We start from the raw sequence: 25,910 nt of genomic DNA on the forward strand, positions 1-25,910 counted from the left end.
GCGCACGAGGCGGCCGATGTCTAGCCTTCAGTCGGTGGTCAAGGGCCGTCGCGGTTAGCATTGGGCAGGTGCCTGAGCAGATGCGTCGGATGACCTATGCCGCCCCCGACCACCGGCCCGGCCCGGGGCGTCCGGTGCCGGTCACGACATACCGCCTGCAGATCCACGCTGGCTTCGGCTTTGACGATGCGGCGGCGATCGTCCCCTATCTCGCCGATCTCGGGGTCTCGCATCTTTACCTAAGCCCGATTCTCGAGCCGGAGCCGGGTAGCACGCATGGCTATGACGTGGTTGACCACGACCGACTCAACAGCGAGGCGGGCGGGCGGGCGGCCTTCGATCGTCTAGTCGCCGCCTGTCGCGCGCACAACCTCGGCATCGTCGTCGATGTGGTCCCGAACCATATGACCGTGCCGCAGGAGACCTATCTCAACGGGCCGCTCTGGGATGTGCTGCGGCTGGGCCGGGATTCGGAGTATGCCGAGTGGTTCGATATCGATTGGGAGGCCGAGGACTCCCGGCTGCTGATGCCCGTGCTGGGCGCTGACCTCGAGCAGGTGCTCCACGACGGGGAGCTGACGATCGCGCACGATGGCGGCGCCGATGGCGATGAGTGCGTCTTGCGCTACTACGACCACGAGTTCCCGGTCCGGCCCGGCACGGAGAACCTGCCGTTACCGGAACTCGTTGCCGCACAGGCATACCGACTGGCGCACTGGGAGGCGGGCGCCACGGATCTGAACTACCGCCGCTTCTTCGACGTGACGACCCTGCAGGCGGTCCGGGTCGAAGATGATGACGTCTTCGACGCAACCCACGAACTCTTGCTCGAGCTGCACCGCGAGGGCGACATCGACGGCTTCCGGATCGACCACCCGGACGGACTGGCCGACCCCGGCGGCTATCTCGCGCGCCTCGCGCACCGCACCGGTGGAGCCTGGGTCGTCGTCGAGAAGATCCTCGAGGGCCATGAGGAACTGCTTTCGGAGTGGGCGTGCGCGGGGACCACGGGCTATGACGCGCTGCTCCGCATACAGCAAGTGCTCACCGACCCCACGGGCGCCGAGGTCCTGGACGAGATCTGGGCTTCGCTCGTGGAGCCGACTGCCGTCGACCTCGACGAGGTGATCCGGACGGCCAAGGAACAGGTCGTCGCCGACGTTCAAGCCGCCGAGGTGAACCGACTCGTGCGGTTGATCGAGCGGGTGCTGCCCGATGCGGACTTGGAGTCGACGCGTCGTGCGCTCGGTGCCCTCCTGGTGTCCATGGATCGCTATCGCGCCTACCTCGTGCCGGGTCAGCGGCCTGCCCGGAGCCAACTCGTCGTGCTCGCCCAGGCCCAGGCCCGCGCGCGAGACCTGCTCGACCCCGACGATCATGCGGCCCTGGGACAGGTCTCCCAACTCGCGCGCGGCGGCCGTCCGGCGGGCGGCTTGGATGATGCGGATGCCCGAGAAGCGATGGCGGAGTTCGTCATTCGCTTCCAGCAGACCTGCGGACCGGTGATGGCCAAGGGCATTGAGGACACCGCCTTCTATCGGTGGTTCCGGCAGAGCGGCGCCAATGAGGTCGGCGGCGACCCCGGCACGCTGTCGATCGAAACCGATGAGTTCCATGCGTATGCCGAGGCTCGGCTCGAAAGCTGGCCCCTCACCATGACCACCCTCTCGACCCACGACACCAAGCGTTCGGAGGATGTTCGCGCCAGACTCGCGGTGCTCTCCGAGCGTGCCGAGGAATGGCGTGACTGGCTCGTGGAGGCCCGACGAATCTCGGCCCGGCTGCGGAATGGGCTGGTCGATCCCGCGACCGAGTACCTCCTCTGGCAGACCCTCGTCGGAACCTGGCCGATCAGCGGCGACCGACTCACCGAATATCTGCTGAAGGCCACGCGTGAAGCCAAGACGCACACCGCCTGGGTCGATGGTGATCCGGCCTATGAAGAGGCCATCACGGGCTTCGCTGAGGCGGTCCTCGCCGACCCGGCCTGCCAGGCGCACCTCGATTCCTGGGCGGAGCTCATCGCCCCGTCCGCCCGCGCAATCACCTTGGGGCAGAAGCTGATCCAGCTCACCATGCCCGGGGTCCCGGACAACTACCAAGGTAGTGAGTCGCCAATTCTCACGCTCGTGGACCCGGACAACCGGGGTGCGGTCGACTATCCCGACCTGACCCGGCGCCTGGCCGCCCTGAGTGATGGCCCACTCCCCCACGATCTCGGCGATGCCAAACTGCGCGTCACGGCGGAGGCGATGCGTTTGCGACGGCGAAACCCGGAGTGGTTCGTGGGACCTGAGGCTGACTATCTCGCGGTGGAGACGGGCACGCCCCTGGCGCTGGCCTTTGCCCGCGGCACCCTGGACCACCCCGAGGTCGTCACCGTCGTCGCGTTCTCGCCACACACCCGCGAGGTGCGCGGCGGTTGGCGGGACTTCCGGATCGCCCTGCCGGACGGCCAGTGGCGAGACCTATTGTCGGGCCGAGAAATTGACAGCGATGGCGACACGCTGCTGGCCGAGGTCGTCGGCGACGAGCCGGTGGCATTGCTGGTGCGGCGATGACGGAGACTGCAGAGATCACGGTGTGGGCACCACACGCCAACAGCCTGCAGATCGCGCTGGGCGAGGCCGCCGATCCCACGATGGCGGATATGGCAGCGTGCGGCAACGGTTGGTGGCGCTGGGAGGGCGACCGGACGGCATACGGCGACCACCTGGACTATGCCTTCGTCATTGATGGCGACCTGCCCGCCCTACCCGACCCCCGCAGCGCCTGGCAGCCATCTGGCGTGCACGGCCCAAGCCGCTTTGTCGATCTCTCGCAGTTCGCGTGGAGCGATGACGCGTGGCGTGGAACCCGCTCCGGCGCAGGCATACTCGGCGCGGTCGTCTATGAGATGCACATCGGCACCTTCACGGCGGAGGGCACCCTCGACGCCGCGATCGGCCGGCTGGATCACCTCGTTGACCTCGGTGCCGACGTGGTGCAGGTGCTGCCCGTGGCGGCCTTCCCGGGCCGATGGGGCTGGGGTTATGACGGTGTCGCCTTGTATGCCGTGCACGACGCCTATGGTGGGCCGGCCGCCCTGCAGCGCTTCGTCGACGCCGCTCACCATCGCGGACTCGCTGTCTGCCTTGATGTCGTCTATAACCACCTCGGGCCGAGTGGCAACTATCTGAGTCGGTTCGGGCCATACTTCACGGACCGTTATCACACGCCCTGGGGCGAGGCTGTCAATCTCGATGGGCCGCAGAGTGATTCGGTGCGCGCCTTCATCATCGACAATGCGCTGCGCTGGTTCCGCGACTTCCACATCGATGCCCTGCGTTTGGATGCAACGCACGAACTGCGCGACGACTCGCCCCGGCACCTCTTGGCCGAACTGTCCGATCGCGTCAACGCTCTCGCGGTGGAGTTGGGTCGACCGCTCGACCTGATCGCCGAGAGCGACCTCAACGACACCCGGGTCGTCGCGCCCACCGATGCGGGCGGACAAGGGATCACCGCGCAATGGGATGACGACATCCACCATGCCCTCCACGTCACCCTGACCGGTGAATCGCAGGGCTACTACGGCGATTTCGGCGGCGGAGCGCCGGGCCACGACGAACGCGGCCCGCTGGCCGTGCTCGCCAAGGTCTTCACCCGCGGCTTCCTCCACGACGGGACGACCTCGTCCTTCCGCGGCACTCCATGGGGCGCGCCGGTGGACCGGCAAGGCTTCGATGCGCGCAAGCTGCTGGCATACCTCCAGACGCACGACCAGGTCGGCAATCGTGCTCTTGGAGAACGGATTACGGCCCTGCTGCCAGCCGACCGTCAAGCGATGGGCGCCGCCCTCTATCTGCTAGGACCCTTCACGCCGATGCTCTTCGCCGGCGAGGAATGGGCATCCAGCTCGCCGTGGCTCTTCTTCACCTCCTTCGAGGAGGAGGCCCTGGCACGCTCGGTCCGAGACGGCCGGCGCGCGGAGTTTGCCGGGCACGGATGGGATGCCGAGTCCATCCCCGACCCGCAGGATAGTTCGACCCGTGATGCCTCCGTGCTCCGGTGGGCGGAGCTCGGCGAGCCGGCGCACGCGGAGATGTTGGATTGGTACCGCGCGCTGATCGGGCTGCGCCGCAAGCGATTCGACTCACCCGCCCACCTTGCGGACGTCACAGTCTCCTTCGATGAAGAGGCAGGGTGGTTCTGTATGTCGTTCTCCGGCCTCACCGTCGCTCTCAACCTTGGCGGGGCCGAGGCGACCGTCCCCCTGGCTGGCACGGCATACGAGCTGATCCTGGACCGTGGAGCGCACTGGGACGGCGGGGAGCTGCGGCTGCGGCCCGACGGCGTCGCGGTCCTGGCCCAGGGCTGAACCACGGCCGACTCAGCCAGCGAAGTAGCCCACCAGCTCCCGCGCGCGAACGCCGTCGAGCGAATCCAGGCGCACCGCACCCGGAATGGCCGGCACATCGACGACATGCGGCACGGCAAGGGTCGGGACGCCGGCGGCGACGGCTGAGCGCACGCCGGTCGCCGAGTCCTCGATCGCGATGCAGCGCTCGGGCCGGGCGTCCAGGGCTGCGCACGCCGCCAGATAGGGCTCCGGATGCGGCTTGCCGTGCGTGACAAGGTCTCCCGTCACGACGACGGCGAACAATCCCTGCGGCAAGGATGCCGTGACGGCCTCGGCCAGGGAGGTCCATGACATCGTCACGAGCGCGCAACGCACGCCGAGGTCGTTGAGTTCGAAGAGCAGTTCGCGGGCACCGGCACGCCACGGAATGTGCTCCTGCACCTGCCGCACGACGCGGGCCAGTAGATCGTCGACGAGCTGCTCTGGAGTCAAGGTGACCGGCGAGTTGGCGATGATGAACTCGGCGGACACCAGCAGCGGATTGCCGACAAGTTGATGCGCGAGCTCGTCGCTCCACAGCCCGCCATGTTCGGCGACGATGGCGTACTCCGCCGCGATCCAATAGGGCTCGGTGTCGACGAGTGTGCCGTCCATATCCCACAGGACGGCGTCGGGCAGCGTCGGGGGGTCCTCGGGCACGCGTTTCCTCGGTCGTCGAACAGGGATTGGTCGAGTCTAGCCGCGCGGCCGGACCCGCGCGATAGCCTGCCGGAGTGATCGAGCTCGACGACATCCCGACGCTGCGTGATCCCGTCATGTTGGTGGCCTGCGAAGGCTGGAATGACGCGGGCGAGGCGGCGACGGATGCCCTCGAACATCTGGCCACGCTGTGGGGCGCTGAGCCTGTGGCCGCGCTCGACCCGGAGGACTACTACGACTTTCAGGTCAACCGTCCCCGCGTCGTCCTCGACAAGGGCCGTCGCCGCATCCAATGGCGCACGACGCGCATCCTCGTGGCCGACCCGCCACACCTGGACCGCAGCGTGATCGTCGTCAGCGGGATCGAGCCGAGCTTCCACTGGCGGGCTTACACCGTCGAGATCATGGAGTTCGCTCAGCAGGCCGGCGTCACGACCTTCATCACCCTAGGCGCGCTGATGGCCGATGTGGCGCACAGCCGCGCCATCCCGGTGAGCGCCACCTCCGAAGATGACGCGACGATCCACCGCTTTGATCTCGAGCCGAGTGGCTATGAGGGCCCGACCGGCATCATCGGCGTACTCTCCGATGCCGCCACCCAAGCGGGGCTGACGACGATCTCGTGCTGGGCCGCCGTGCCGCACTATGCCGGCCACTCCCCCTCCCCCAAAGCCACGCTGGCGCTGCTCACCAAGCTCTCGGAGTTGCTGTCGCTGGAGATCGACATGGCCGACCTGCCGGAGGAGGCGCAGGCCTGGGAGAGCAATATCAACGTTCTCGCCGAGTCCGATGAAGAGATCGCTGAGTATGTCGATGCGCTGGAAAAGGCGCAGGACACCGCCGACCTGCCCGAAGCCTCCGGCGACGCGATCGCCCGCGAGTTCGAGCGCTACCTGCGCCAGCAGCCCGACGAGTCCTAAGCGAAGCCTGTAGGTTTTCCGCCCAATGCCGGAAACCCTTTGTTTGTGCCGGAAAGAATCTGACACAAACAAGGGGTTTCCGGCATCGGGCGGGAATCCTTCAGTGGTCCCGTAACCCGGCCGGTCGGGGTCAGAGGCGGACGCCGAGGAGGGCGTCGAGGGCGCGGGCGAGGATGCCGGGCGCGTCGATGCTGCGGGCCGCGTCGCTGTCAGATGCTGAGGCGACCCAGGCGTCCACGGCGGCGAGGGCGGTGGGCGTGTCCAAGTTGTCGGCGACGGCCGCTCGCACGGCCGCCACGACCGGAGCGGTGTCCGGCGCCTCGTTGACCGAGACGGCCGCACGCCACGCCTCGAGGCGAGCCTGAGAGGCGCCGAGGTCTGCGTCGGTGAAGTCCCAACCCTCGTCATACCGATGAGCGAGCAGCAACAACCGAATCGCCATCGGGTCAACCCCGTCGGCGCGTAGCCGTGAGACGAGAACGAGATTGCCCTTGGACTTGCTCATTTTTTCGCCGTCCAGGCCAACCATCGCCTGGTGCAGGAAGGCCCGGGCAAACTGCTGCTCGACGGCGTCCGCCTGGACGACGGACATGTCGTGGTGCGGGAAGACCAGGTCCACTCCCCCGCCCTGAACGTCGATCGGCAGGCCCAAGTGGTCGCGGGCAATCGCCGTGCACTCGATATGCCAGCCCGGCCGCCCCGCGGGCAGCCCGGGCACCGTCCAAGCCGGCTCGCCCGGCCGCTCCGCGCGCCACAACAGCGGGTCGAGCGGGTCCCGCTTGCCGGGCCGCTCCGGGTCGCCGCCGCGGTCGACGATGACCGACATCATCTCCGCGCGCGTGAACCCGCTCACCGGATTGATTCGCTCACCCGCCGCGAGGTCGAGATAGATGTCGGCGCTGCCGAGACCCTCATTGACCAGCTCGTATGCCGCCCCTGCCGTGATCAGCTCGCGCACCGCCGCAGCGATCTGGTCGATAGACTCCACCACTCCGACGAGTTCGTCGGGCGGCAGGACCGCCAAGGCGGTCATGTCCTCGCGGAAAAGCGCAATCTCGGAGGTCGCGAGCTCGCGCCAGTCGCGGCCGTCCCGCTCGGCGCGCTCCAACAAAGGGTCGTCGACGTCGGTGACATTTTGGACATAGCGCACGCTCAACCCGCTGTCGCGCAAGGCGCGGCCGAGGATGTCGAAGGTGACATAGGTGGCGGCGTGGCCGAGGTGGGTGGCGTCATAGGGCGTGATCCCACAGACATAAAGGCTGGCCGTGCCGTCCTGGCCGGTGAGGTCGACGAGCTGTCCGGATGCCGTGTCGTGCACGCGGACCAGCGGTCCGCTGCCGGGGATCGCGGGCAAGGTGACGGTGGGCCATGTCTTCACGGGGAAACTGTAAACACCCGTCCTGCAGACGGCGATTCGCGGCCCACCGCGACGCCGTGCCTTAGATGGGCGGCCAGGGAATCGCCGGCCACTCACCATCGGGCTCGGGGAATCGCCCGCCGCGCAGCAGGTCATCGATCCGGCCCAGCAGAGCGCGCATCTCGCGGGCCGTCAGGTGGGAGCGCACTTCCTCAGCCCGTGGATCGTCGCCGATCACCTGCTCACGCAACCCCCGCAACTGCTCGATCTCGTCACCGGTCAAGGCCTCGCCACCCCACCCCCATAGCACCGTCCGCAATTTCGGCTCGGCGTGGAAGGTCACGCCGTGGTCCACGGCATACAGCCGACCGGCGTGACGGAAGGCGTGCGCCCCCTTGCGGTCGGTGTTGTTCAGGACGCAGTCGAGCAGCGCCAGGGTGCGGACGTCGCTCGCCTCCTCATGAGCGACCAGAAGCGGCGCGCCGGTGTCGTCGCTTGCCCGCAGGACCGGCCGCAACCCCCGTGGGTCGCTGCCCACCCGGATGACGTGGACGACGCTCTCGGCCGCGTCGTCCACGTCCCCCACCCACGCCTGCGCCATGCCCAGCCCAGCGGGCCCCTCGCGCAGAATCGTCGGCGGGACCAGGTGCCAGCCCCCGAGTTCGCTCACGAGGTATGCCGCCCGCTCCCGCCCCGCGAGCGTGCCGTCCGGGAAATCCCACAACGGCCGCTCGCCGCGCACGGGTTTGTAGACGACCAGCGGCCCCGCCTCGGGATCCCCGAGGCGGGTCAGCCAGGTGGCATTGGAGGCCTCGGTCAGCCGACCGAGCAGGTGCAGTTCACCCTCGGCCAGGGCACTCTCGGTGATCAGCGGCGGTAGCCATTCGCGCGCGGGCAGATGTGCCCGGTCGGGTCGAGCGGCCCACCGCAGAACGGGCACGGCGGCCGGCCCGCAGACACCAGCGCCTTGCACCGCCGCACGAACTCCGCAGCCATCGGCGGTGGCATCGCGACCCGCATCGACTGGATCTGCGCGGGCAGCCCGGCCTCCTGCGCCTGCTCCATCTCCTCATCGTCATCCGGATCGCGATCGTGGCACTCGATGACGACAACCGAGCGCGCCTCGTCCCAGGACAGCGCCATTGTCGTGACCCGGAACTCGTCCTCGAACGGCGTGTCCAGCGGCCCGTTGTCGCTCGCCGGGACGATGGACGGCACCGACTCGGTGGCTTCCAGCAGGTCGCTGAGCCGGTCGGCGATGGCCTGGATATGGATCTTCTCAACCGAGACCGTCGTCAGCCGACTGCCGCTGCGCGCCTGCAGGAAGAAGGTGCGATTGCCCGGCGGGCCGACGGTGCCGGCGACGAAGCGCTCCGGCGGGTCGTACTGGGCAAGAGTCATGATCCGACCCTATGCCGTCGTCTCCGCCGCGTGGTGGAGGCGGCTGGCGTATGTCAGCCCGGCCCGCCCCCGATGATGCCGTCGTCCGCCGCGATCTTCGCCGTGTCCGACGTATGCGGATCCGCTGGCTGATCGGTCGCAGTTGGCTGCTCGGGCGGGATCAGGCCGTGGAGATCGACCCCCGGGCCGTTGACGCCGAGCACCAGGGGTCGTCCGCCGGCGACATAGCGGATGACGCTCACCGAGGCGGGGTCGATGACGATGCGTTGGAAGGCATCGAGATGCATCCCGAGGGCGTCCGCGACGATGGCCTTGACGACATCTCCGTGGCTGATCGCCATCCAGATGGCGTGTTCGCCATGCTCCGCCGCGACCTCGCGATCGATCCGACGCACCGTCGCGATGCCGCGGGCGGCCATCTCGGCAATGGACTCGTGTTCGAAATCGTCGCTGGGTGGGAAGGTCGCGCTGGAGGGCGCGCGTTGTACCGTGCGCCACAACTCCTCGCCCGCCAACTCCTTGAGCGGGCGACCGGTCCACGCGCCATAGCGGCACTCCCCGATCCCCGGGTCCTCGTCGACGGGCAGCGACCAGCGGCTCGCGAGCGGGGCGGCCGTCTGGAGGGTGCGGGTCAACGGGGAGGCGACCACCCGGCATACGGGCAAATCCGCGAGGCGGTCGGCCAGCCGCTCGGCCTGCTGGACCCCGCGCTCGTCGAGTTCGACCCCGGGGAGCCAACCGGCCAGGATGCCGGTCGCGTTCGCCGACGTGCGGCCATGACGGATCAGCAGCAGCGTGGGCACGAGCTTAAGTATGACAATGGCGCGGTGATCGTGGATCAGGCGAAATATGTGGCCGGTGTGCGGCAGCCGTGCGCGGACCTCAGCGAGGAACTGGCGGCCCTGCGCAGCAATGGTGATCAGCCCGACTTCTTGTGGATTGGGCTGAAGGATCCGACGCCGCAGGAGTTCGACCTCGTCCGGACCGAGCTGGGGCTGCATCCGCTTGCTGTCGAGGATGTGCTCAAGGGCGATCAGCGAGCCAAGATCGAACGCTACGAAGGCATGCTCTTCATCGTGGTGAAGACGCTGCACTATGTCGAGGCCACATCCGATGTGGAGACCGGCGAGATCATGTGCTTCGTCGGCGACCGGTTCCTGCTGACGATTCGCTATGGCGAGATCACCGAATTGCACCAGGTCAGGACCCGTCTGGAACAGGAGCCGAAGGCGTTGGCCGGAGGCCCGCAAACGGCGCTGTACGCAATCATCGACCGCATCGTCGACGGCTACCTGCGCGTCGACGAGGAAGTCGGACGGGATCTGGAGGAGATCGAGGCCAGCGTCTTCGACGAGGCCGACACGGTGCACTCGCAGACGATCTACAACCTCAAGCGCGAGGTCTTGGAGGTCAAGCGGGCGTCGGTTCCGCTGGCCCGCGCCCTGGAGTCAACCTTCGGGCCGAACAGCCCCTTTATCGATGTCGAGACCCGGCTGCGCTATCGCGATGTCATCGACCACCTCGCCCGCGTCAACGACCACAGCGAGGCGTATGACCGGCTGCTCACCGACGTCCTGCACGCCCATCTGGCGCGCGTCGGGGTGCGCCAGAACGAGGACATGCGCAAGATCTCGGCCTGGGTGGCCATCGCGGCCATGCCGACGATGATCGCGGGGATCTATGGCATGAACTTCGAGCACATGCCCGAGCTGGGATGGCGCTTCGGCTATCCGATGGCGCTGGCGCTCATGCTCGTCGTATGCCTGATCCTGCACCGCCTATTCCGCAAGTCGGGCTGGCTTTAGTCCCGGCGGGGTGGGCGCGGGATCGTTAACTCGTTTTTCTCCGGATGCCGGAAGTCTGCGCTTCGGGCTGCTCTAAAGCAGGGGTGAAGCGCAGACTTCCGGCATCCGGAGAGAATTGAGCAACAAGCCTCAGGTGGCCGCGATCCAGCCCATTCCGAGGGCCAGGGCCAGGCCGAGGCCGGCGAGGATGCGGTAGTTGATGAAGGCCATCAGCGAGTTGTTGGCGACGAACTTCAGGAGCCAGGCGATCGAGGCATACGCGACGACGAAGGCCACGACGATCCCGACGACCATCTGCCCCATCCCGAGGCCGGCGAGATCATGACGCTGCTCAACAGCCTGAAACGCGCCAGCGGCGGTCAGGGCCGGAATGGCCATGAAGAAACTCAGCTCGGTCGCGGTCACGCGGTCAATCCCGCGCAGCAAGCCGGCCGAGATCGTCGCCCCGGAGCGGGAGACGCCGGGGATCAGCGAGAAGCACTGCATTAGCCCGATCAGCAGCCCGTCCTTGACCCCGACCTGACCCTCGCCGCGCTGCGCGCCCTGCTTCTCCAAGACGTCATGCCGGCGCTCGGCGACGAACATCACGCCGCTCCAGAGCACCAGAGCAATGGCGACCACCCACAGGCTGCGCAGCGGGCCCTCGATGACATTCCGCGCGAGGAATCCGACGATGCCGACGGGCAACGAGCCAACGATGACGGCCCAGGCCAGGTTGTAGTCGTGCCCGCGAGCCTCGGTATTCGTCAGGCCCCGGACCCACGCCATGAACAAGCGGGCGATCTTCTTGGCGAAGTAGAGGAAGGTCGCCACGATCGCCCCGAACTGGATGATCACGGTGTATGCCGTGACCGCCTTGTCATCGACGCTCAGGCCGAGCACCTTCTCGGCGATCGTGAGGTGGCCGGTGGAGGAAACCGGGAGGAATTCGGTCAAGCCTTCGACGATGCCGAGCACGATGGCATCGAAATAACTGAGCACGGGGCAGCAACCTCAACAGTGGGCGGGGTGGGGGGCAGCGGACATCGTCGGCGCGGCCACAAGGACACCAGGTGTCCCTGAGAGAACACTGAAGTTTATCCGCTCGCGTGGTCGGGTTCCCGGTGCACCGCGGTGGCCAGCTCAGCTGGGGTGGGCTGCGCCATCCTCGGCGTCGATCTCCACCTCGTCGAAGTCTTCGTCATCGAGGCCGAGATAGCGCTGGTCAGCGTCGGAGTCGTCGTCCGCATCGCTGTCCCCCTCCTCGTCATCCTCGTCATCATCTTCGTCGTCATCGTCGGTCGGGCCGGCATAGACGTCAAGGGGCGTCATCTCGCCATAGGCCTCCAGAAGAGCATCGTCATACTCCTCGAAGGCGTCGGCGAGGTCGTCATAGGCGGCGACGACGCTCGGGTCGTCCTCACCACGGCGCGAAGCGCAGGCCTCCAGGTGGCGCTCGAAGGCGGCATTCAGTGCGGCGAGGGCGGCGCGAGGGTCAGCCATGGGTCAACCGTAGCGCCTCAGTAACTGCGCAGGAGACGGTGGAGGACCCGAGCGCCGAAGCGCAGCGATTCGACCGGGACGCGCTCGTCGATGCCGTGGAACATCGGAGCGAAATCCAGGTCCGCCGGCAGTTGCAGCGGCGCGAATCCGTAACCGGTGATCCCGAGCTTGGAGAGCGCTTTGTTGTCGGTCCCGCCGGAGAGGCAATAGGGCAGCACTTCAGCCCCGGGGTCCTCCGCCGCCAGGGCCTCGGCGATCGCCTCGACCAGGCTCCCTGAGAACGGACTTTGCAGCGCGATGTCCTGGTGCAGGATCTCGATGTCGACGTAGTCTCCGGCCAGTTCGTGCAGGCTTTTCAGGACCGTCTCGTCGTGTCCGGGCAGGAAGCGGGCGTCTAGCGACGCGCTGGCGTCTTGCGGGATGACATTGTGCTTGTAACCCGCTTGCAGCATCGTCACATTCGCCGTATCCCGCAGCGTGCCGCGCACGAAACCGGCCGCCCCGCCGAGCTGCGCGAGCAGGGGTTCGAGGTCCCCGGCATACGGAATCCCCGTAATCCGGCTGAGCCCGTCCAGCAGCTCCTGCACCGAGGGGATGAACTCCCGTGGCCACTCATGGGCGTCGATCCGGGCGATCGCCTCGGCGAGCCGGACGATGGGGTTCTCGTCATTGGGGACCGAGCCGTGCCCGGCCCGGCCGTGCGCGGTCAGCCGCAGCCAGAGGATGCCCTTCTCCGCCGTCTGCAGCAGGTATGCCCGGGTGGGCGCCCCGTCGGCGCCGGTGAGGGTGACGCTGTAGCCGCCCACCTCGCTGATCGCCTCGCCGACCCCGGCGAAGATCTCGGGGTGGTTGTCGACGACATAGTGAGAGCCGAGTTCGCCGCCCGCCTCCTCGTCGGCGAAAAAGCCGATGACGAGATCGCGCGGGGGGATGGTGCCGGTGCGGACGAGGTGGCGCACGGTCGCGAGAATCATCGCGTTCATGCCCTTCATGTCGACCGCGCCGCGACCCCAGATGCAACCGTCGCGCTCGATGCCCCCGAAAGGATCGACTTGCCAGTCAGCGGCATTCGCGGGCACGACGTCGAGGTGTCCGTGCACGCAGAGAGCTGGCAGCGATGGGTCCGCACCGGTGAGCCGGGCGAAGACGCTCGGCCGGCCGGGGGCTGACTCGACGACGACGGGCTCGAGGCCGACCTCTCGCAGCATACCCACGACATACGCAGCGGCCTCGGACTCATCGGCCCGGCCGTCGCCATAGTTGCTGGAATCGATCCGGATCAGCTCTTGGCAGATCCGGACGACCTCGTCCTCGGGGCCCCTCGTCGTCTCGCTCATGCACCCAGGCTATGGGAGCGGCTCACCGCGGGATGCAGGCCTTGTCCACGGACTGGGTGAAGGCAGAGACCTCGCTGGTGAACTCCTGGGACTTCTCCAGGGCCGCATCACCTTTCAGGCCGATGAGCCCCTTGCCGGACTCGGCGAGTTTGGCGAAATCGTCCTGCAGATCCTTCGGCAAACTCGCGGCGGCGTCGGCGGGGAAGGCCTTGTCATAGTCCTCCTGAGTGAACTCCCCGGTCAACGTATCCAGGGCCACGGTGGCGATCCCCATGAGGACGCCACCGGCCGCCATACACGCCGCCGCGTCATAGCTCCCCGAGCCACCGGCGCTCGCGCTGGTCGAGCTGCTGGTTGCCGACGTGCTGGACGAACTGGCGGTCGTGCCCCTGGATGTCGTGCTGCCAGCGGCCTTCGTGGTGGTGGACGTGCCGGAGTCGGAGCCGCCGCAGGCGCTCAAGCTCAGGGCAGCGGTGGCGAGCAGCACGGTGGCGCGCAGTCGGATGGTCATCGAAATCCCCCTCGGATCGGTGAGATGTGCGGGCGCGGGAGTGGCCCGCCGACACGACCCTAGACGGGGCGCTCGCGGACGGTTCCCCGCCGCAGCTAGCGCTCGCTCGGGTTCAGGATCTGAGACAGGTCGTAGCGCGCGACCTCTTCGAGCTGGTCGTAGGTGCAGCTTTCCGGGACGCGATCGGGCCGCCACCGCTTGAACTGGGCCGTATGCCGGAAGCGGCGCCCCTCCATGTGATCGTAGCCAACTTCGAGGACGCGCTCGGGGCGCAGCGGGACGAAGCTGAGGTCCTTCCCGGCGCTCCACCGGCTGCCGGTCCCGGGCACGCGGTCGGGATTCGCGATCATCCATTGGGCCCATTCACCCCAGGGGTGGTCCTCGATGTTCTCCTCGAGCGGCTTCAGCTCCTCGAGGAGTGCCTTGCGCTTGGCCTCGGTGAAGGACGCGCTCACGCCGACGTGCGCGAGGTGACCGTCCGCGTCATACAGCCCGAGGAGGAGGGAGCCGAGGAGGGGCGTTTCGGGCGTGCTGTTCTTGTGCAGCCGGTAGCCGGCGACGACGACATCGACGGTGCGGGCCTGCTTGATCTTGATCATCGTGCGGCTGTTCGGGCTGTATGCCGCCCCGAGCGGCTTGGCGATGACGCCATCGAGCCCGGCGCCTTCGAAGGTCTTGAACCACTCCTGCGCCAGCGTCGGATCCGTGGTTGTGCGGGTGACGTGGACGACGTCGCTCGGGGAGGTGAGGACATCGACGAGTCGTGCTCGTCGGTCCGCGAAGGGCGCGCTCATAAGGTCGTTGTCGCCGAGGGCGAGAAGGTCGAAGGCGACATACTGCGCCGGGGTGGTCTCGCTCAGCAGCTTGATCCGGGAGGCGGCCGGGTGGATGCGTTCCTGGAGCACCTCGAACTCCAGCCGGTCGCCCATCGCGACGAAGATTTCGCCGTCGAGGACGACCTTGTCGGGAAGGCAATCCTTAAGAGCGGCAACGACTTCGGGGAAGTACCGCGTGAGCGGCTTAGTGTTGCGCGAGGCGAGTTCGACCTCGTCGCCGTCCTTGAAGACCAGGCACCGAAAGCCATCCCACTTCGGCTCGAAGGACAGGCCACCGTCGAACTTCGCCGGGTCCGGGATGCCGGCCGCGGACTTCGCGAGCATCGGCTGGATGGGCGGCATGACGGGCAGGTCCATGCCGGTCACCTTATGCGGCGGTGACTCGTGGCTCGCCGTTCCGCTGGGTCCGGCTAATCCCAGGGGGCGAGGTCCATCGCCGTGAAAACGGGTTCGCCGGCCTCGTCGGTGGCGGCCAGGTCGAGGGTGGCGGTGAGGCGCCAATCCCGGTCCCCGGCGGGGTCCTCGAGGATCTGGGTGACCGTCCACTCCCCCGGTGCCTCCGCGATCTGGAGGTATCCCGGCCCCCTCGCCTCCGGGCCGGTGCCGAGGTGGTCGTACTCCTCGAAGTAATCCTCGCCGGCGGCCCGCCACTGCGACTCGGTGAGGGTTGAGTCGAGGGCGGCCAGCGCGGCATACCGCTGCAGCGCAAGGAGTTCCACGCGACGGAAGATCGCCCGGCGCACCATGACGCGCAGCGCGCGCGGGTTCGCCGACAGGGCGCGGCTCATTTCGGGGCGGACCTCGTGCGGACTGTCGTCGTCGGGATTGATCAGCGACTCCCACTCATCGACCAGGCTGGAGTCGGTCTGGCGGATCAGCTCGCCGAGCCACTCGATGAGGTCGTCGAGTTCATCATCGCGGTATCCCAGCGGGACGGTTTGGCGCAGCGCACGATAGGCGTCGGAGAGATAGCGCAGCAGAATGCCCTCGGCGCGGCCGAGCTGATAGCGGCCGACATACTCTCCGAAGGTCATCGCGTTCTCGTACATCTCCCGCACGACCGACTTCGGCGACAGGCCCATCTCGTAGACCCATGGGTGGCTCTGCCGATAGATCGCGAAGGCATCGATCAGCATGTCCGCCAGCGGTTTTGGCCAGGTGACATCGTCGAGAAGTTCTAGCCGCTCCTCATACTCCAGCCCGTCGGCCTTCATCTGGGCGACGGCCTCACCGCGAGCAGCGAACTGCTGCGCCATGAGGACTTGGCGCGGGTCCTCCAAGGTCGCCTCGATGACGCTAACGACGTCGAGGGCGTATGCCGACTCGCCCTCGTCGAGGATGTCGAGAACCGCGAGGGCGAAAGCAGAGAGTGGCTGGTTGAGTGCGAAGCCGTCCTGCAGGTCGTCGGTGACGCGGTATGCGGTGGCCAACGTCCCAACGACATCGAGCGGTTCGGCGCTGGTCAGCTCTTCGAGGGCGTCGTCGTCCGTTCCGTCTGCTTCGGCGCGGTCGTGGATGGCCTCCTCTGCGGCGCGTTGCTCCGCGGGTTCGTCCTCGACCTGGTCGGGGTCGGGGACGGCGACGGATACGGCATACCCGGGCTGGCCGGGGACCGGCTCGATGACGTCGGCTTTGGTGAGGGAGGCGAGGATTTGGGCGGCGCGGACGACCAATGTGCTTCGGCTGGAATCACTTTCGTGGTTGTCCTCCAGGACGATCCGCATCGCCTCACCCTGACCCTCGATCTGCGCGAGAAGGTTGAGGATCATCGAGTGGCTGACGCGCATACGGGATCGAAGGGGTTCTGGCGGGGCCGCCACGAGGCGGTCGAAGGTCGCCTCGGTGTAGCTCAACTGGCCCTCAGGTGGTCCCTTGCGGACGACCTTGCGGCGCTTCTTGGGGTCGTCACCGGCCTTGAGGAGGGCGCGGTGGTTGTCGATGACGTACTCGGGCGCCTGGACGACGACAAAGCCCTCGACGTCGAAGCCCGCCCGGCCGGCGCGGCCGGCGATCTGGTGGAACTCTCGGGCGCGCAGGACGCGCTGGCGGCGGCCGTCATACTTCGTGAGCGAGGTCAGCAGGACCGTGCGGATGGGCACATTGATGCCGACGCCGAGGGTGTCGGTGCCGCAGACGACCTTGAGCAGGCCGGCCTGGGCGAGGGTTTCGACGAGGCGGCGGTACTTCGGCAGCATCCCTGCGTGGTGGACGCCAATCCCATGCAGGACAAGGCGTTTCAGCGTCGCACCGAAGCCCTTGCCGAAGCGGAAGCCGCCGACGAGGGTCTTGATGCGCTCCTTGTCCGCGCTGGTGGAGACATTGATCGACATCAGCGCCTGGGCGCGCTCGATGGCGGCTTGTTGGGTGAAGTGCACGATGTAGATCGGGGCGCGCTGATCGTGCAGAAGGTTCTCGATCGTCTCGTGCACGGGCGTGAGGACCCAGTCGTAATGCAGCGGCACGGGTCGCTCGGCGGAGGTGATCGGGATGGTGTCGCGGCCGGTGCGACGGGTCAGGTCCTCTTCGAAGAAGGTGGTGTCGCCGAGGGTCGCGGACATCAAGACGAATTGCGTTCGCGGCAGGAGTAGGAGCGGGACCTGCCATGCCCAGCCTCGGTCCGGCTCCGCATAGAAGTGGAACTCGTCCATGACGACCAGGCCGATCTCGGCCCGATCGCGTTCGCGCAGAGCCTGATTCGCGAGGACTTCGGCGGTGGCGCAGATGATCGGTGCGTCGGGGTTGACTGCGGCGTCGCCGGTGAGCATCCCGACGTTCGCGGCGCCAAAGATGTCGATGAGCGCGAAGAACTTCTCGCTGACAAGGGCCTTGATCGGCGCGGTGTACCAGCTGCGCTCCCCTGCCGCGAGGGCCTTGGCGTGGGCGGCCACCGCGACCAGCGACTTCCCGGATCCGGTGGGGGTCGCCATGATCACATTGGCGCCCGAGAGCAGGGTGAGGATCGCCTCCTCCTGTGCCGGGTAGAGACTGATCCCCTGGCCGGTCGTCCACGCCTCGAAGCGCTCCAGCACCTCATCGGCATCTGCGGCGTTCCCGATCGAAGTCAGGGACACCGGCGACATGCCGCCCATTGCATCACGCCCGCCCGCCCCCGCCGCCCCGCGCGCGACCTGGTCGGTGAGACCACTTTTCCGCCCATTGCCGGAACGTGGACGTACGCAACGGATCATTACCGTTGCGTATGTCCAGGTTCTCTCCCATGAGAGGCGCGCCGATTCGCTCGCTAGGGAGTGCGCTCCCCTGGCTTCGGCTGCGCTTCCTGGGTGAAGCCCTCGGGGCAGGAGATTCGTCGCGGCGCTCGCTCGTCCCTCGCTCGACTCCGCTCCTCGACTGCCCCTCCGGGCTTCCCCCAGTCCGCTCCGAACCGTCAACCCATCGACCGGCAACCCGCAGATGAGGCTCCCGGAAAAGGCAGGGCGCACGGGACCCTTCCGCCTCACCCGACACAGGCTGTCAGACCCCTCTGATAAAGCATCGCGTTCACGAATCATGTTGCGCACCAACGAAGTAGGTGCATCCAGGCGTTGCGCGCGGAGGTCGAACGGGTGTATCATCGACTATGGCGATCACCCCTCACGACAGCACCGGGACAGGCCCCGCCAGGCCGAGTCTCGCGGTCGTGTTGGCGCGGGTCGCGGAATGCCGCGACGCCCTCGCAACCGTGCACGAATGCGTGTCACTCACTGGGCGGGATGAGGTCGAAGAACTCCTCACCGAGATCGGTCGCCTGCTGCTGATGGGTGAAGCGGCGGAAGTCGCGATCGTCTCCGACGCCATGACCCGCGGGTTGCCCGGGTCCGGGCCGGTGGCGTTGACGGCGACAGACTGGGTCGCCGCCCTCTCGCCGCGACACACCGCCCGGACCGCGTCAACGGTCGTCAAACTCGCCGAGGCGGTCGCGCCAGCCACCGTGACGCGCGCGGCAGGACCGCTCGCGGCTGGGCAGCCCGGGGAAGCCCTCGGGGTGGCGGTGCTCACCGGTCAAGCGTCGGTCGCAGCGGCGACCCTGGCACACGCGGAGATGCGGCGCCTCGCCCCGGACCTGCAACCCGACACCCTCGACACCGTGTGGGGCGTGTACGCCGACTACGCGTGCGGCGGTGATCCGCGGGAGATCCGGGCGATCCGGCCCGAACTGTATGCCCGGTTCGGGCGCCCCGACCGACTCGATGACCGCGACGAGCGAGCCCGCGCCCACCGCGCGTTCAGCACCGGCACCCCCGACCCCGTCGACGGGCTCACCGAATACCGGCTACGCCTCGACCCCGCCGGCGCCGCCATCATCGAAGCCGCCCTCGACCCGCTAACGAAACCCGTACCCGGGCCGGACGGGGAAGCGGACACCCGGTCGTATGTGACACGCCGCGCCGACGCCCTGTTGGACCTCGTCAGCCGGGCCGTCCGGGCCGGCGACACCGTCCCGGCTCAGCCCGGCACCCAACTCTCGCTTGTCGTGAAACTCGCCGACCTGCAAACCAGTTCAGGCGGCGGCCAGCCTTCCGGGTGCGGTCAGGCGATCGGTGGCGTGGACGCCGGCCGCTACCTCGCTCTCGCGACCACCCGCACCCTGTCGTGTGGCGCGGACATCGCGCCGATCGTCGTTGACGACGCCGGGAACCCCGTCCTGATCGGAAGAACCAAACGCCTCTTCACCAGAGCGCAGATCCGGGCGTTACACGTCCGCGACGGCGGCTGCAGCTACCCCCGCTGCTCCAAACCCGCCGGCTGGACCGACGCCCACCACCTCAAACATTGGATCGACGGCGGCCCCACCGACCTCGCGAACGCCGCCCTGCTCTGTAGCTACCATCACCACATCGTCCACACCCGACGCCTCGCCGGCCACCTCACCACCAAGCCACCACCCGGCCGCGAAAAAGATTGCGTAGCAACGGAAAACGGCGTCGACACTGATGACGGCGGGGCGCATCCGACGCGCGCCAGAGTCGAATGGGACCTCACCCCCGGCAGCTACGACCACGCCCCGCCCGCGCATCTGACTCATTAGAACGAGCGGCTCCTGCGCGTCCAAGTGACGGGCGGAGCGCACTGGGTGAAGCCCAGAGGGGCAGTCGAGGAGCAGAGCCGAGCGAGGCACGGAGCCGAGCGAGCGCAGCGACGAATCTCCTGCCCCGAGGGCTTCACCCAGAAAGCGCAGCCCGCAACCACGCCCTCAACGGTCTCAATCGGACTCCAGAGCCGCGAAGATGTCGTCGGCGAGATTGAAGTCGTGGAACTGGGCGAACAACCCACGCCCCTTGCGCAACTGCCCCATTGCCAGGGAACGAGCAGCCCCAGCGATGGCCGGGTCGGCAAGAAGAGCCGCGACCTCCTCGAAGGACTCCACCTCCATCGACGTCACCGATCCTGGTGCTAGCGACGAATAGTCCGCGGGCCGCGCCCACTCCGTGAAGGCCTGTGGGATCACGTCCAGCGCAGCGATATTCACAAAGCCGCCAGGCCTCCACGCCCCACCGGTATTGCGCAACTCGCCCAAAACCAGGACCTCAAGGCTGTTGATGGACAGCGCCGTCAACCTCCGCCAATCCGCACGGCGACCGGTGCTTGGCAGGCTCGTGACACTCCAGAATCGATGCTCGGTTTGGTGCGGCCAAGGAATGCACTCTGCGACATAACTCGTGAGCGCCGCCAACACGTCGGGGAAATCGGCACGGGCTGAGAGGACGTCATACTTTTTGCGGGTCCTCTTGCGTTGCAGAGCGATTCGCCCACGGTCGCCCAGCTCCGGGTGGATGGTCCGACCCTGCAACCACTCCTCTTGCACTTGCTGGTCGACCACTTCATCAAGCACTTGCGTCGGCAACGGCAAGGCCATTCCCGCGATATTGCGCAGCTCGTTGCTGACGCGACGCTCGGCGATGAGGGCGTACTCGAGATCACGCAGCGGCTCAGTGGGCTCCGTGAGGAAGCGCACCGCAACGACATCCCCCCATAGCCGCCGGTGTTCCCCAAGGCGACTGGCGAGGTTCACCGTCTGACCGACATACTCCTGGCCGTCGGCGAACTCCAAGATGTAGATACCCCGCATGGGACCGCCGATGGGCAGGACGGCGGAGGTCGCGACACCGTGGGGGAGTTCCCATCGCCGGAAGCGTCGAGAGGTCATCGCACGCATCCGAACATCAGGCGCTGGCTCGGCCGCGGCGGCCGCGAGGGCGTAGGCGGACGGCGGGCAGGGCGGGTGCAGGAATGCGCGGGCGATCCCCGACATACCCCTCGACTCCCCCAAAAGTTTCGCTGCCCGTTTCCCACTCCTCGCGGAAGCGCACGATCTCCTCGTGCGAGCGGCCGACGAAGTTCCACCACATGATGATCTCTTCCTCGAATGGCGGCCCACCCAGCAATAGCAACCGCCCATCGGTCGCACTGGACAGACGCAACTCAGCCGAGCCCGCGTCCCGGCACGCTAATTCCCCCGGCGCAAGCGCCACCCCATCGACCGAGACCTCACCATCGTCGAGCAGGACGCCATGCTCAAAGGACGGATCAACCCTCAGCGTGACATCCGCACCCGCCACCAGATCCAGCTGCGCGCCAAGCAGGGGCGTGAAGGTCTGCACCGGCGACGAGCTGACTTGGGCCAGGTCGCCCAGAAAGACAAAGGCCTGCCCCGCTTGGTCAGGCAGCAGCACCGCTGGTGGCGCGTTGTGTTCGAAGGTGCGCGTCGTGTGCCGTGCCGCCTCCGGAAGCGCCACCCACAGCTGGACTCCGTGCAGCACCGCCGTTTCCGCCGTCGACACCTCCGAGTGAGCGACGCCGCGGCCAGCCGTCATCAGATTGACCTCCCCCGGCCGCACGACGGCATGGAAGCCGCCGCTGTCCCGGTGCTCGATCTCGCCCTGGAAAAGCCAAGACACCGTCTGCAGGCCAGTATGCGGATGGGGCGCGACGTCCATCCGCCCCGAGCCGTCGGCACAGACCGCCGTCGGGCCGTAGTGATCGACGAAACACCAGGCACCGATGAACGAGCGATCCCGATGCGGAAGGGTCCGGCGGACCGTCAGGGCGCGCAGCCCACCGAGTGGCACCTCCCGGGGCTCGATCACCTGCATTCGTGCTCCTTCCCTGGGGCATCCGTGGCCCCCGTCGAGGTGGCGGGCGCTTCCCTGCCGGGGCTCGCCGCCGCTACTGTGCCGCACGCAGGGGATCTCTGGGAAAGGTTATGTCGTGACATCCTCAGCAGCACCCATTCTGGTCCTCGCCCTCGGACTGCTCGCCGGATGCGGCGGCGGCGCGACGACCACCACGCAGTCTGGCGGCGCCGAGTCCATGAGCACGAGGAGTTCCCCCTTGTCCTCCACCGCAGCAAGCGCGTCTGAGACATCGAGCTCGACGTCCGCGACAAGCGGGTCCACGCAGGCGACCTCGTCGACCCCAGCCGCGACGGGCGCGATCGCACCACGGGGGGCAGCCTCAGCCGAATGTCAGTCCGCGAGCACCATCCTCATGAACGCGACGACGATCGGCCTCAGCGCGGCGACCGGCGGGGTGACCAAGGACATGGTCGAGCGGGCCTTCGCGGAAAAGGATGTGGCCGCCTTGCCCGTCGACGCCAAACCGATCTTCACCGCACTCGAAGACGAGGCACGCGCTCTGATCGGCCTCTCGGTCAACGATGCCGGCGATCACCTCGGCCAGTGGAGCGACCGGCTCGACGCCGTGGTGACCGCCACGAGCACGATCTGCGGTTGATCGGCGCGCACGTGCGGGTTTCGGCGCCAGGGACCCGGCGTGCTAACCTCTCCCCTCGGTGCAGCCGCTAGCAAGCAGCCGCACCGCATACCTCGTCCGGGTGGCGGAATTGGCAGACGCGCTAGCTTGAGGTGCTAGTCCCCTCACGGGGATGGGGGTTCAAGTCCCCCCTCGGACACAATGGGTCGTTTGCGTAGAAGCGTGCTTCACGTTTGTACGGAGGACGACCTTGAAGGCCGGATCACTCGGAAGCGAGTGATCCGGCCTTTGTCGTGCGGCGGTAAGCGGCGACAAGGCCAGGACGGGCGTTGAATCGAGGCACCGGCAACCCAGGGGCACCCGCGCTAAGGGCCTGCGCCTGCACGAGGGCAGGCTGAAGAGTTGAGCGATGAACCCACGCCGGGGTCGGAGTTCGGGGTCGTCTACGGGGACGAAGCGACCGTCCTTGATCGACTTGTTGACCGACTCCACGCTCTGGCGACCCGTCGTGTAGTGCTGTTGCCATTCGGGAGAACGGTAGGCGTAGGTCTGCTCGTGCTTGGCCCCGACCGAGGGAGGGAACGTCATCGTCTGCTGCTCGCAGACCCTGGGCGTGGGGTTGACCAGCATGAGCGGCAGGACCCGGGCACGCGGTCGGTCAGCCGCGCGGGGGTGGCTCTCGCGGCGGGGGCAAGACACCGTGGCCGACGCTCCCACGGCAGGGCAGCCGAGGCGGCGGTGGCCCTCGGAGTCGGCTCGCTCCTTGGGCTTCAGGGCGTAGCGCTCGCGCTGGGCGAGCCTCTGGTCGTAGGTCTGCTCGTCAATCCGCTGCGGATCGTCTCGCTCCCGCAGGAAGAAGTCGATTGAGGCGTCCATGAGGGGCTGCGGCATGGAGGGGCAGTACCACCGGCCTTCCACCAGCAGTGCCCCGCCCTGGCTGGCCTGCTGCCCCAGATCGGTCGCCGTCCGGTCGTAGTCGAAGACGACCTGGTAGCCGCGAACACGCAGAGGCAGGGCGAGGTCCACGGGTTTGGTGCCGGGCAGGTAGGCGCGGTCGGAGACGAAGTGACCTGCGGGCATCCCCTGGCTCAGCGGTGCGTCAAGGGCGCGGAGGGCGTTCTCGGCCAGCCGCTTGCCCGGAACATCCAGGGATGCCCCGACGATGACGGCAGGAACACCGTTGCCGTAGAGAACCGCCGTGTGCAGTTCCCGGCCCCAGATGAGGGAGTCCGAGCGTCGCTGATAGGAAGTCGCAGCCCGGGAGGTCTTGTCACCGTCGTGGTTGCCGTCGCGCTTGTACCAACCGGCTTCGGGGTCAGAAGAGCAGTACGGGGACTTGCGCGAGCGTCCTCTCGCCGCAGCCTTGATGATCGTGGCGTCCACGGCCACGTCCCCCCGTGCCTCCCGGCGCACCTTGCGGGGCAGCAGCATCCAGGTGCCCCAGAGAAGGGCGTTGAGGAACGTATGCGCGCGAGCCCGCTTGGTCGCACACTCTGCTTCGTCGCGTGCCTCGATGAGGGCTCGGAGTTCTTCCTTGGCCAGCACGCGGTACAGGGACCCCGGCTCGGGGTTCATCAGCGCGACCAGGCGACGGTAGGAGTTGTAGGCCCGGTGGTACAGAGCAGCGTCCGTGACGCCCTCGGGGACGGCCACGCCAATGGTCGCCAGGGTTTGCGGTGAGGAGTGCCGCAGCAGGTCCCGCAACTCCGTAAACAGTGGCGGGCGGCGGCTGAGGGTCAGGACGAGCATCAAGGCCACGACCTGGGCCTCGCTGAGCCAGGGCTTCGGCCCGGGACGCTTTCCTTTCCGGTCGTGCGAGCGCCACTGCTCGATATGGGTCTCGATCCCCGAGTTCTCCATCACGCGGGCAGCGGTGCGGAAAACCTCGATCTGACCACCGATGGCCGCCCCCTCGGAGGGGAAGAAGTCCATGCTGAACAGACCCGCGAGGGACTCGTTGTCCCTCGGGGTCTTGCTCGGGGAGGACTTCCTGGCCAAGCGAGCCTCAGCCCACGCCCCGCAGCGGACGGCGCATCGAGCGACGCACCTCCGACAGCGATGGCTCGGGGACGAAGCAGAGCAGTTTCTCGAACATCCGGAACGTGTCGAGCCCAGCCGCGACAGACAGCGGACCCAGCGGCGTGCCCGAGACAAGGTGGTGCACGAGCCAGGTGTTGCGGAGGCGGCCCACCTCGGGGCGAAGTCGTTGCTCGGGCTGAGTACGCCTCAGGTAGTCGTTCAGCCAGTTGCTGTTGGTGCCCGTCCGCTGCGTTCCCACGGCCCACTCGTCAGGTTCTCTGACCGCCACCAGGTCGATGAGGGGCTGCTCCCAGGCAGCCAGAACGGGGACATCTCTGCGAGAGGAGGGGCGGTCCACCTGGACCAGGACGCCTAGCGGGTCAACGACGATCTGGGACGTTCGCAGAGACAAGATGTCTGGCGTCGACAGCCCAGCACCGAGACCCAGGGCGAGGATGGCCCGGCAGTTGAAGCGTCGCGACGGGGTGGTCTGCCCCTCGGCCCAGGAACCGAGCGACCGTTGCTCGAACTCGGAGTAGGGCCGCGTCGGAGCATCCTTGTTGAGTGGCTTCAGTCTGGTCACGCGCTCCTCGTCGCCGAGAACTGCCTCGGCCACCCGAAGGAGGAAGGTGCGAGTGTTGGCCCGGCTGTTCGGTGAGCGGGCAGCGCAGCCGTTGGCCACGAAGTCAGCGATCACATCCCGGTGGAAGACCACTCCGCGCTCCAGTGGCAGGCACGCCACGAGAGTGACCCAGCGCGTGTGGTGGGCAACTGCGCCCAGCATGTCCTTGGTGTTGTAGCGGCCTGCGTAGTGCGCCTGCGTCTGTGTGACGGCATCTCAGACGAAGGGAGCGATCCTGTCCCAGTCGGACGGAGGCATCCCGCTAGGGCAGTAGTTGGAGGTGTCCACGGTCACCCTCTCTCTCAGGCGGTGATCGTAACTACGGTTAGAATAGCACCTTGCGGCGACAGAGGTGGGGTGCTGACAAGGGGGACCGTCATTCGTCGGTACGGTGGGACCGTGGGTCGGAGAGAGAGGCTGAGGCCGGTCGAGGTCAGCGCTGCCTGGCCGCGCGAGACTGTCCCCGACCCCGTGCACGAGAGCGTGCGCCGGTACGTTCTCAACCTCACGGTGGCCATCGGGGATGGTTCGATCCGTTCGGCGGCGAAACTCACTCAGGTCAACTACTCCACCTTGCACGCCGTGCTCCGTGGTGAGGCGTGGCCGGACGCGATCACAGTCGCGCGCACAGAGCAGGGGCTCGGGGCGCGCCTTTGGGAGGGGCCGGTCGCTCTGCCGGAAGACTGAGCGGGTCAGGTGGGTGAGATAGGTCAGGGAACTGTCGACTTCCATGACTCCACGTTGGTCCGCCGTCCTCGGCGGTCAGTGCGCTAGTGGTAGTACCGGCCTGGCGGCGGGAAGAAAGAAGGTCAACTAGGGCGGTTCCGCCACTCCGGTGGGGCGAAACTTCCCACCGGCTCCTTGCGCCC

General features: G+C 67.5%; 23 protein-coding genes and 1 tRNA gene. 8 read left to right on the forward strand and 16 right to left on the reverse strand.

The annotated features are described in order from the left end of the window. The first annotated feature begins 68 nt into the window (after positions 1-68). A complete protein-coding gene (treY, locus tag ABD225_RS04675; RefSeq protein ID WP_344081961.1) occupies positions 69-2,561 on the forward strand; it encodes a malto-oligosyltrehalose synthase in 2,493 nt (830 codons plus the stop codon). Beyond that, positions 2,558-4,360 carry a malto-oligosyltrehalose trehalohydrolase gene (gene treZ, locus ABD225_RS04680; RefSeq protein WP_344081963.1) on the forward strand — a complete coding sequence of 601 codons (1,803 nt, stop codon included), beginning with the start codon at positions 2,558-2,560 and terminating at the stop codon, positions 4,358-4,360. The genes treY and treZ overlap by 4 nt, the downstream gene beginning before the upstream one ends. Positions 4,361-4,372: 12 nt before the next feature. Here treZ and ABD225_RS04685 read toward each other — a convergent pair whose 3' ends face one another. Further along, entirely contained in the window at positions 4,373-5,041 is a 669-nt protein-coding gene (locus ABD225_RS04685; protein ID WP_344081965.1) for an HAD family hydrolase, read from the reverse strand. 74 nt (positions 5,042-5,115) lie between these two features. Between ABD225_RS04685 and ABD225_RS04690 the strand changes: the two genes are divergently transcribed. Next, positions 5,116-5,961: a PAC2 family protein gene (locus ABD225_RS04690; RefSeq protein WP_344081967.1), complete on the forward strand. Its 846-nt coding sequence runs from the start codon at positions 5,116-5,118 to the stop codon at positions 5,959-5,961. A gap of 130 nt (positions 5,962-6,091) precedes the next feature. Here ABD225_RS04690 and mshC read toward each other — a convergent pair whose 3' ends face one another. The 4 genes from mshC to ABD225_RS04710 all read right to left on the reverse strand — a co-directional run bounded on the left by mshC (position 6,092) and on the right by ABD225_RS04710 (position 9,522). Further along, entirely contained in the window at positions 6,092-7,339 is a 1,248-nt protein-coding gene (mshC, locus tag ABD225_RS04695) for a cysteine--1-D-myo-inosityl 2-amino-2-deoxy-alpha-D-glucopyranoside ligase (RefSeq protein WP_344081969.1), read from the reverse strand. Between the two features lie 61 nt (positions 7,340-7,400). Then, positions 7,401-8,258, reverse strand: coding sequence for an SCO1664 family protein (locus ABD225_RS04700; RefSeq protein WP_344081971.1), 858 nt, complete (start codon positions 8,256-8,258; stop codon positions 7,401-7,403). Continuing rightward, a complete protein-coding gene (locus ABD225_RS04705) occupies positions 8,186-8,719 on the reverse strand; it encodes a DUF3090 domain-containing protein (protein ID WP_344081973.1) in 534 nt (177 codons plus the stop codon). The genes ABD225_RS04700 and ABD225_RS04705 overlap by 73 nt, the downstream gene beginning before the upstream one ends. Before the next feature lie 53 nt (positions 8,720-8,772). Continuing rightward, positions 8,773-9,522, reverse strand: coding sequence for an MSMEG_4193 family putative phosphomutase (locus ABD225_RS04710; protein ID WP_344081975.1), 750 nt, complete (start codon positions 9,520-9,522; stop codon positions 8,773-8,775). On the opposite strand from ABD225_RS04710, the gene corA reads away from it, so the two are divergent. After that, positions 9,496-10,524, forward strand: a complete 1,029-nt coding sequence (gene corA, locus ABD225_RS04715; protein WP_344081977.1) for a magnesium/cobalt transporter CorA — start codon at positions 9,496-9,498, stop codon at positions 10,522-10,524. The genes ABD225_RS04710 and corA overlap by 27 nt on opposite strands. Positions 10,525-10,653: 129 nt before the next feature. On the opposite strand, the gene ABD225_RS04720 is transcribed toward corA, so the two are convergent. From ABD225_RS04720 to ABD225_RS04745, 6 genes are all read right to left on the reverse strand, one after another. Continuing rightward, positions 10,654-11,505, reverse strand: coding sequence for an undecaprenyl-diphosphate phosphatase (locus tag ABD225_RS04720; protein ID WP_344081979.1), 852 nt, complete (start codon positions 11,503-11,505; stop codon positions 10,654-10,656). Between the two features lie 141 nt (positions 11,506-11,646). Further along, entirely contained in the window at positions 11,647-12,006 is a 360-nt protein-coding gene (locus ABD225_RS04725) for a hypothetical protein (RefSeq protein ID WP_344081981.1), read from the reverse strand. 17 nt (positions 12,007-12,023) lie between these two features. Next, positions 12,024-13,343, reverse strand: coding sequence for a M20/M25/M40 family metallo-hydrolase (locus ABD225_RS04730; RefSeq protein WP_344081983.1), 1,320 nt, complete (start codon positions 13,341-13,343; stop codon positions 12,024-12,026). Positions 13,344-13,365: 22 nt separating this feature from the next. Then, on the reverse strand, positions 13,366-13,854 hold the full coding sequence (locus ABD225_RS04735; RefSeq protein ID WP_344081985.1) for a hypothetical protein: 489 nt from the start codon (positions 13,852-13,854) through the stop codon (positions 13,366-13,368). Positions 13,855-13,949: 95 nt separating this feature from the next. Continuing rightward, positions 13,950-15,047, reverse strand: coding sequence for an ATP-dependent DNA ligase (locus tag ABD225_RS04740; RefSeq protein WP_344081987.1), 1,098 nt, complete (start codon positions 15,045-15,047; stop codon positions 13,950-13,952). Positions 15,048-15,100: 53 nt separating this feature from the next. Next, positions 15,101-17,770, reverse strand: coding sequence for a DEAD/DEAH box helicase (locus ABD225_RS04745; RefSeq protein WP_344081989.1), 2,670 nt, complete (start codon positions 17,768-17,770; stop codon positions 15,101-15,103). 497 nt (positions 17,771-18,267) lie between these two features. Here ABD225_RS04745 and ABD225_RS04750 point away from each other — a divergent pair, with 497 nt between their 5' ends. Further along, the gene (locus ABD225_RS04750; RefSeq protein WP_344081991.1) at positions 18,268-19,716 is read left to right on the forward strand and encodes an HNH endonuclease signature motif containing protein; all 1,449 of its coding nucleotides are present in this window, start codon (positions 18,268-18,270) and stop codon (positions 19,714-19,716) included. A gap of 174 nt (positions 19,717-19,890) precedes the next feature. On the opposite strand, the gene ABD225_RS04755 is transcribed toward ABD225_RS04750, so the two are convergent. From ABD225_RS04755 to ABD225_RS04765, 3 genes are all read right to left on the reverse strand, one after another. Then, positions 19,891-20,835 (reverse strand): GIY-YIG nuclease family protein, encoded by a 945-nt coding sequence (locus ABD225_RS04755; protein ID WP_344081993.1) that lies wholly within the window; start codon positions 20,833-20,835, stop codon positions 19,891-19,893. 16 nt (positions 20,836-20,851) lie between these two features. Next, positions 20,852-21,781, reverse strand: coding sequence for a pirin family protein (locus ABD225_RS04760; protein WP_344081995.1), 930 nt, complete (start codon positions 21,779-21,781; stop codon positions 20,852-20,854). 108 nt (positions 21,782-21,889) lie between these two features. Then, on the reverse strand, positions 21,890-22,084 hold the full coding sequence (locus tag ABD225_RS04765) for a hypothetical protein (RefSeq protein WP_344081997.1): 195 nt from the start codon (positions 22,082-22,084) through the stop codon (positions 21,890-21,892). Between the two features lie 91 nt (positions 22,085-22,175). On the opposite strand from ABD225_RS04765, the gene ABD225_RS04770 reads away from it, so the two are divergent. Further along, complete coding sequence (locus ABD225_RS04770; RefSeq protein ID WP_344081999.1) at positions 22,176-22,421, forward strand: hypothetical protein; 246 nt, start codon at positions 22,176-22,178, stop codon at positions 22,419-22,421. A 94-nt stretch (positions 22,422-22,515) separates the two neighbouring features. Further along, positions 22,516-22,599 (forward strand) — tRNA-Leu (locus ABD225_RS04775). Here the strand turns inward: ABD225_RS04775 and ABD225_RS04780 are convergent. Both ABD225_RS04780 and ABD225_RS04785 read right to left on the reverse strand, forming a co-directional pair. After that, entirely contained in the window at positions 22,581-24,398 is a 1,818-nt protein-coding gene (locus ABD225_RS04780; RefSeq protein ID WP_344082001.1) for a hypothetical protein, read from the reverse strand. The genes ABD225_RS04775 and ABD225_RS04780 overlap by 19 nt on opposite strands. A 7-nt stretch (positions 24,399-24,405) precedes the next feature. Beyond that, the gene (locus ABD225_RS04785; RefSeq protein WP_344082003.1) at positions 24,406-25,203 is read right to left on the reverse strand and encodes a hypothetical protein; all 798 of its coding nucleotides are present in this window, start codon (positions 25,201-25,203) and stop codon (positions 24,406-24,408) included. A 237-nt stretch (positions 25,204-25,440) separates the two neighbouring features. Here ABD225_RS04785 and ABD225_RS04790 point away from each other — a divergent pair, with 237 nt between their 5' ends. Further along, complete coding sequence (locus ABD225_RS04790) at positions 25,441-25,728, forward strand: hypothetical protein (RefSeq protein WP_344082005.1); 288 nt, start codon at positions 25,441-25,443, stop codon at positions 25,726-25,728. Positions 25,729-25,910 lie beyond the last annotated feature (182 nt).

The sequence above is a fragment of the Nostocoides veronense genome (assembly GCF_039531185.1).
GTDB lineage: Bacteria > Actinomycetota > Actinomycetes > Actinomycetales > Dermatophilaceae > Nostocoides_A > Nostocoides_A veronense.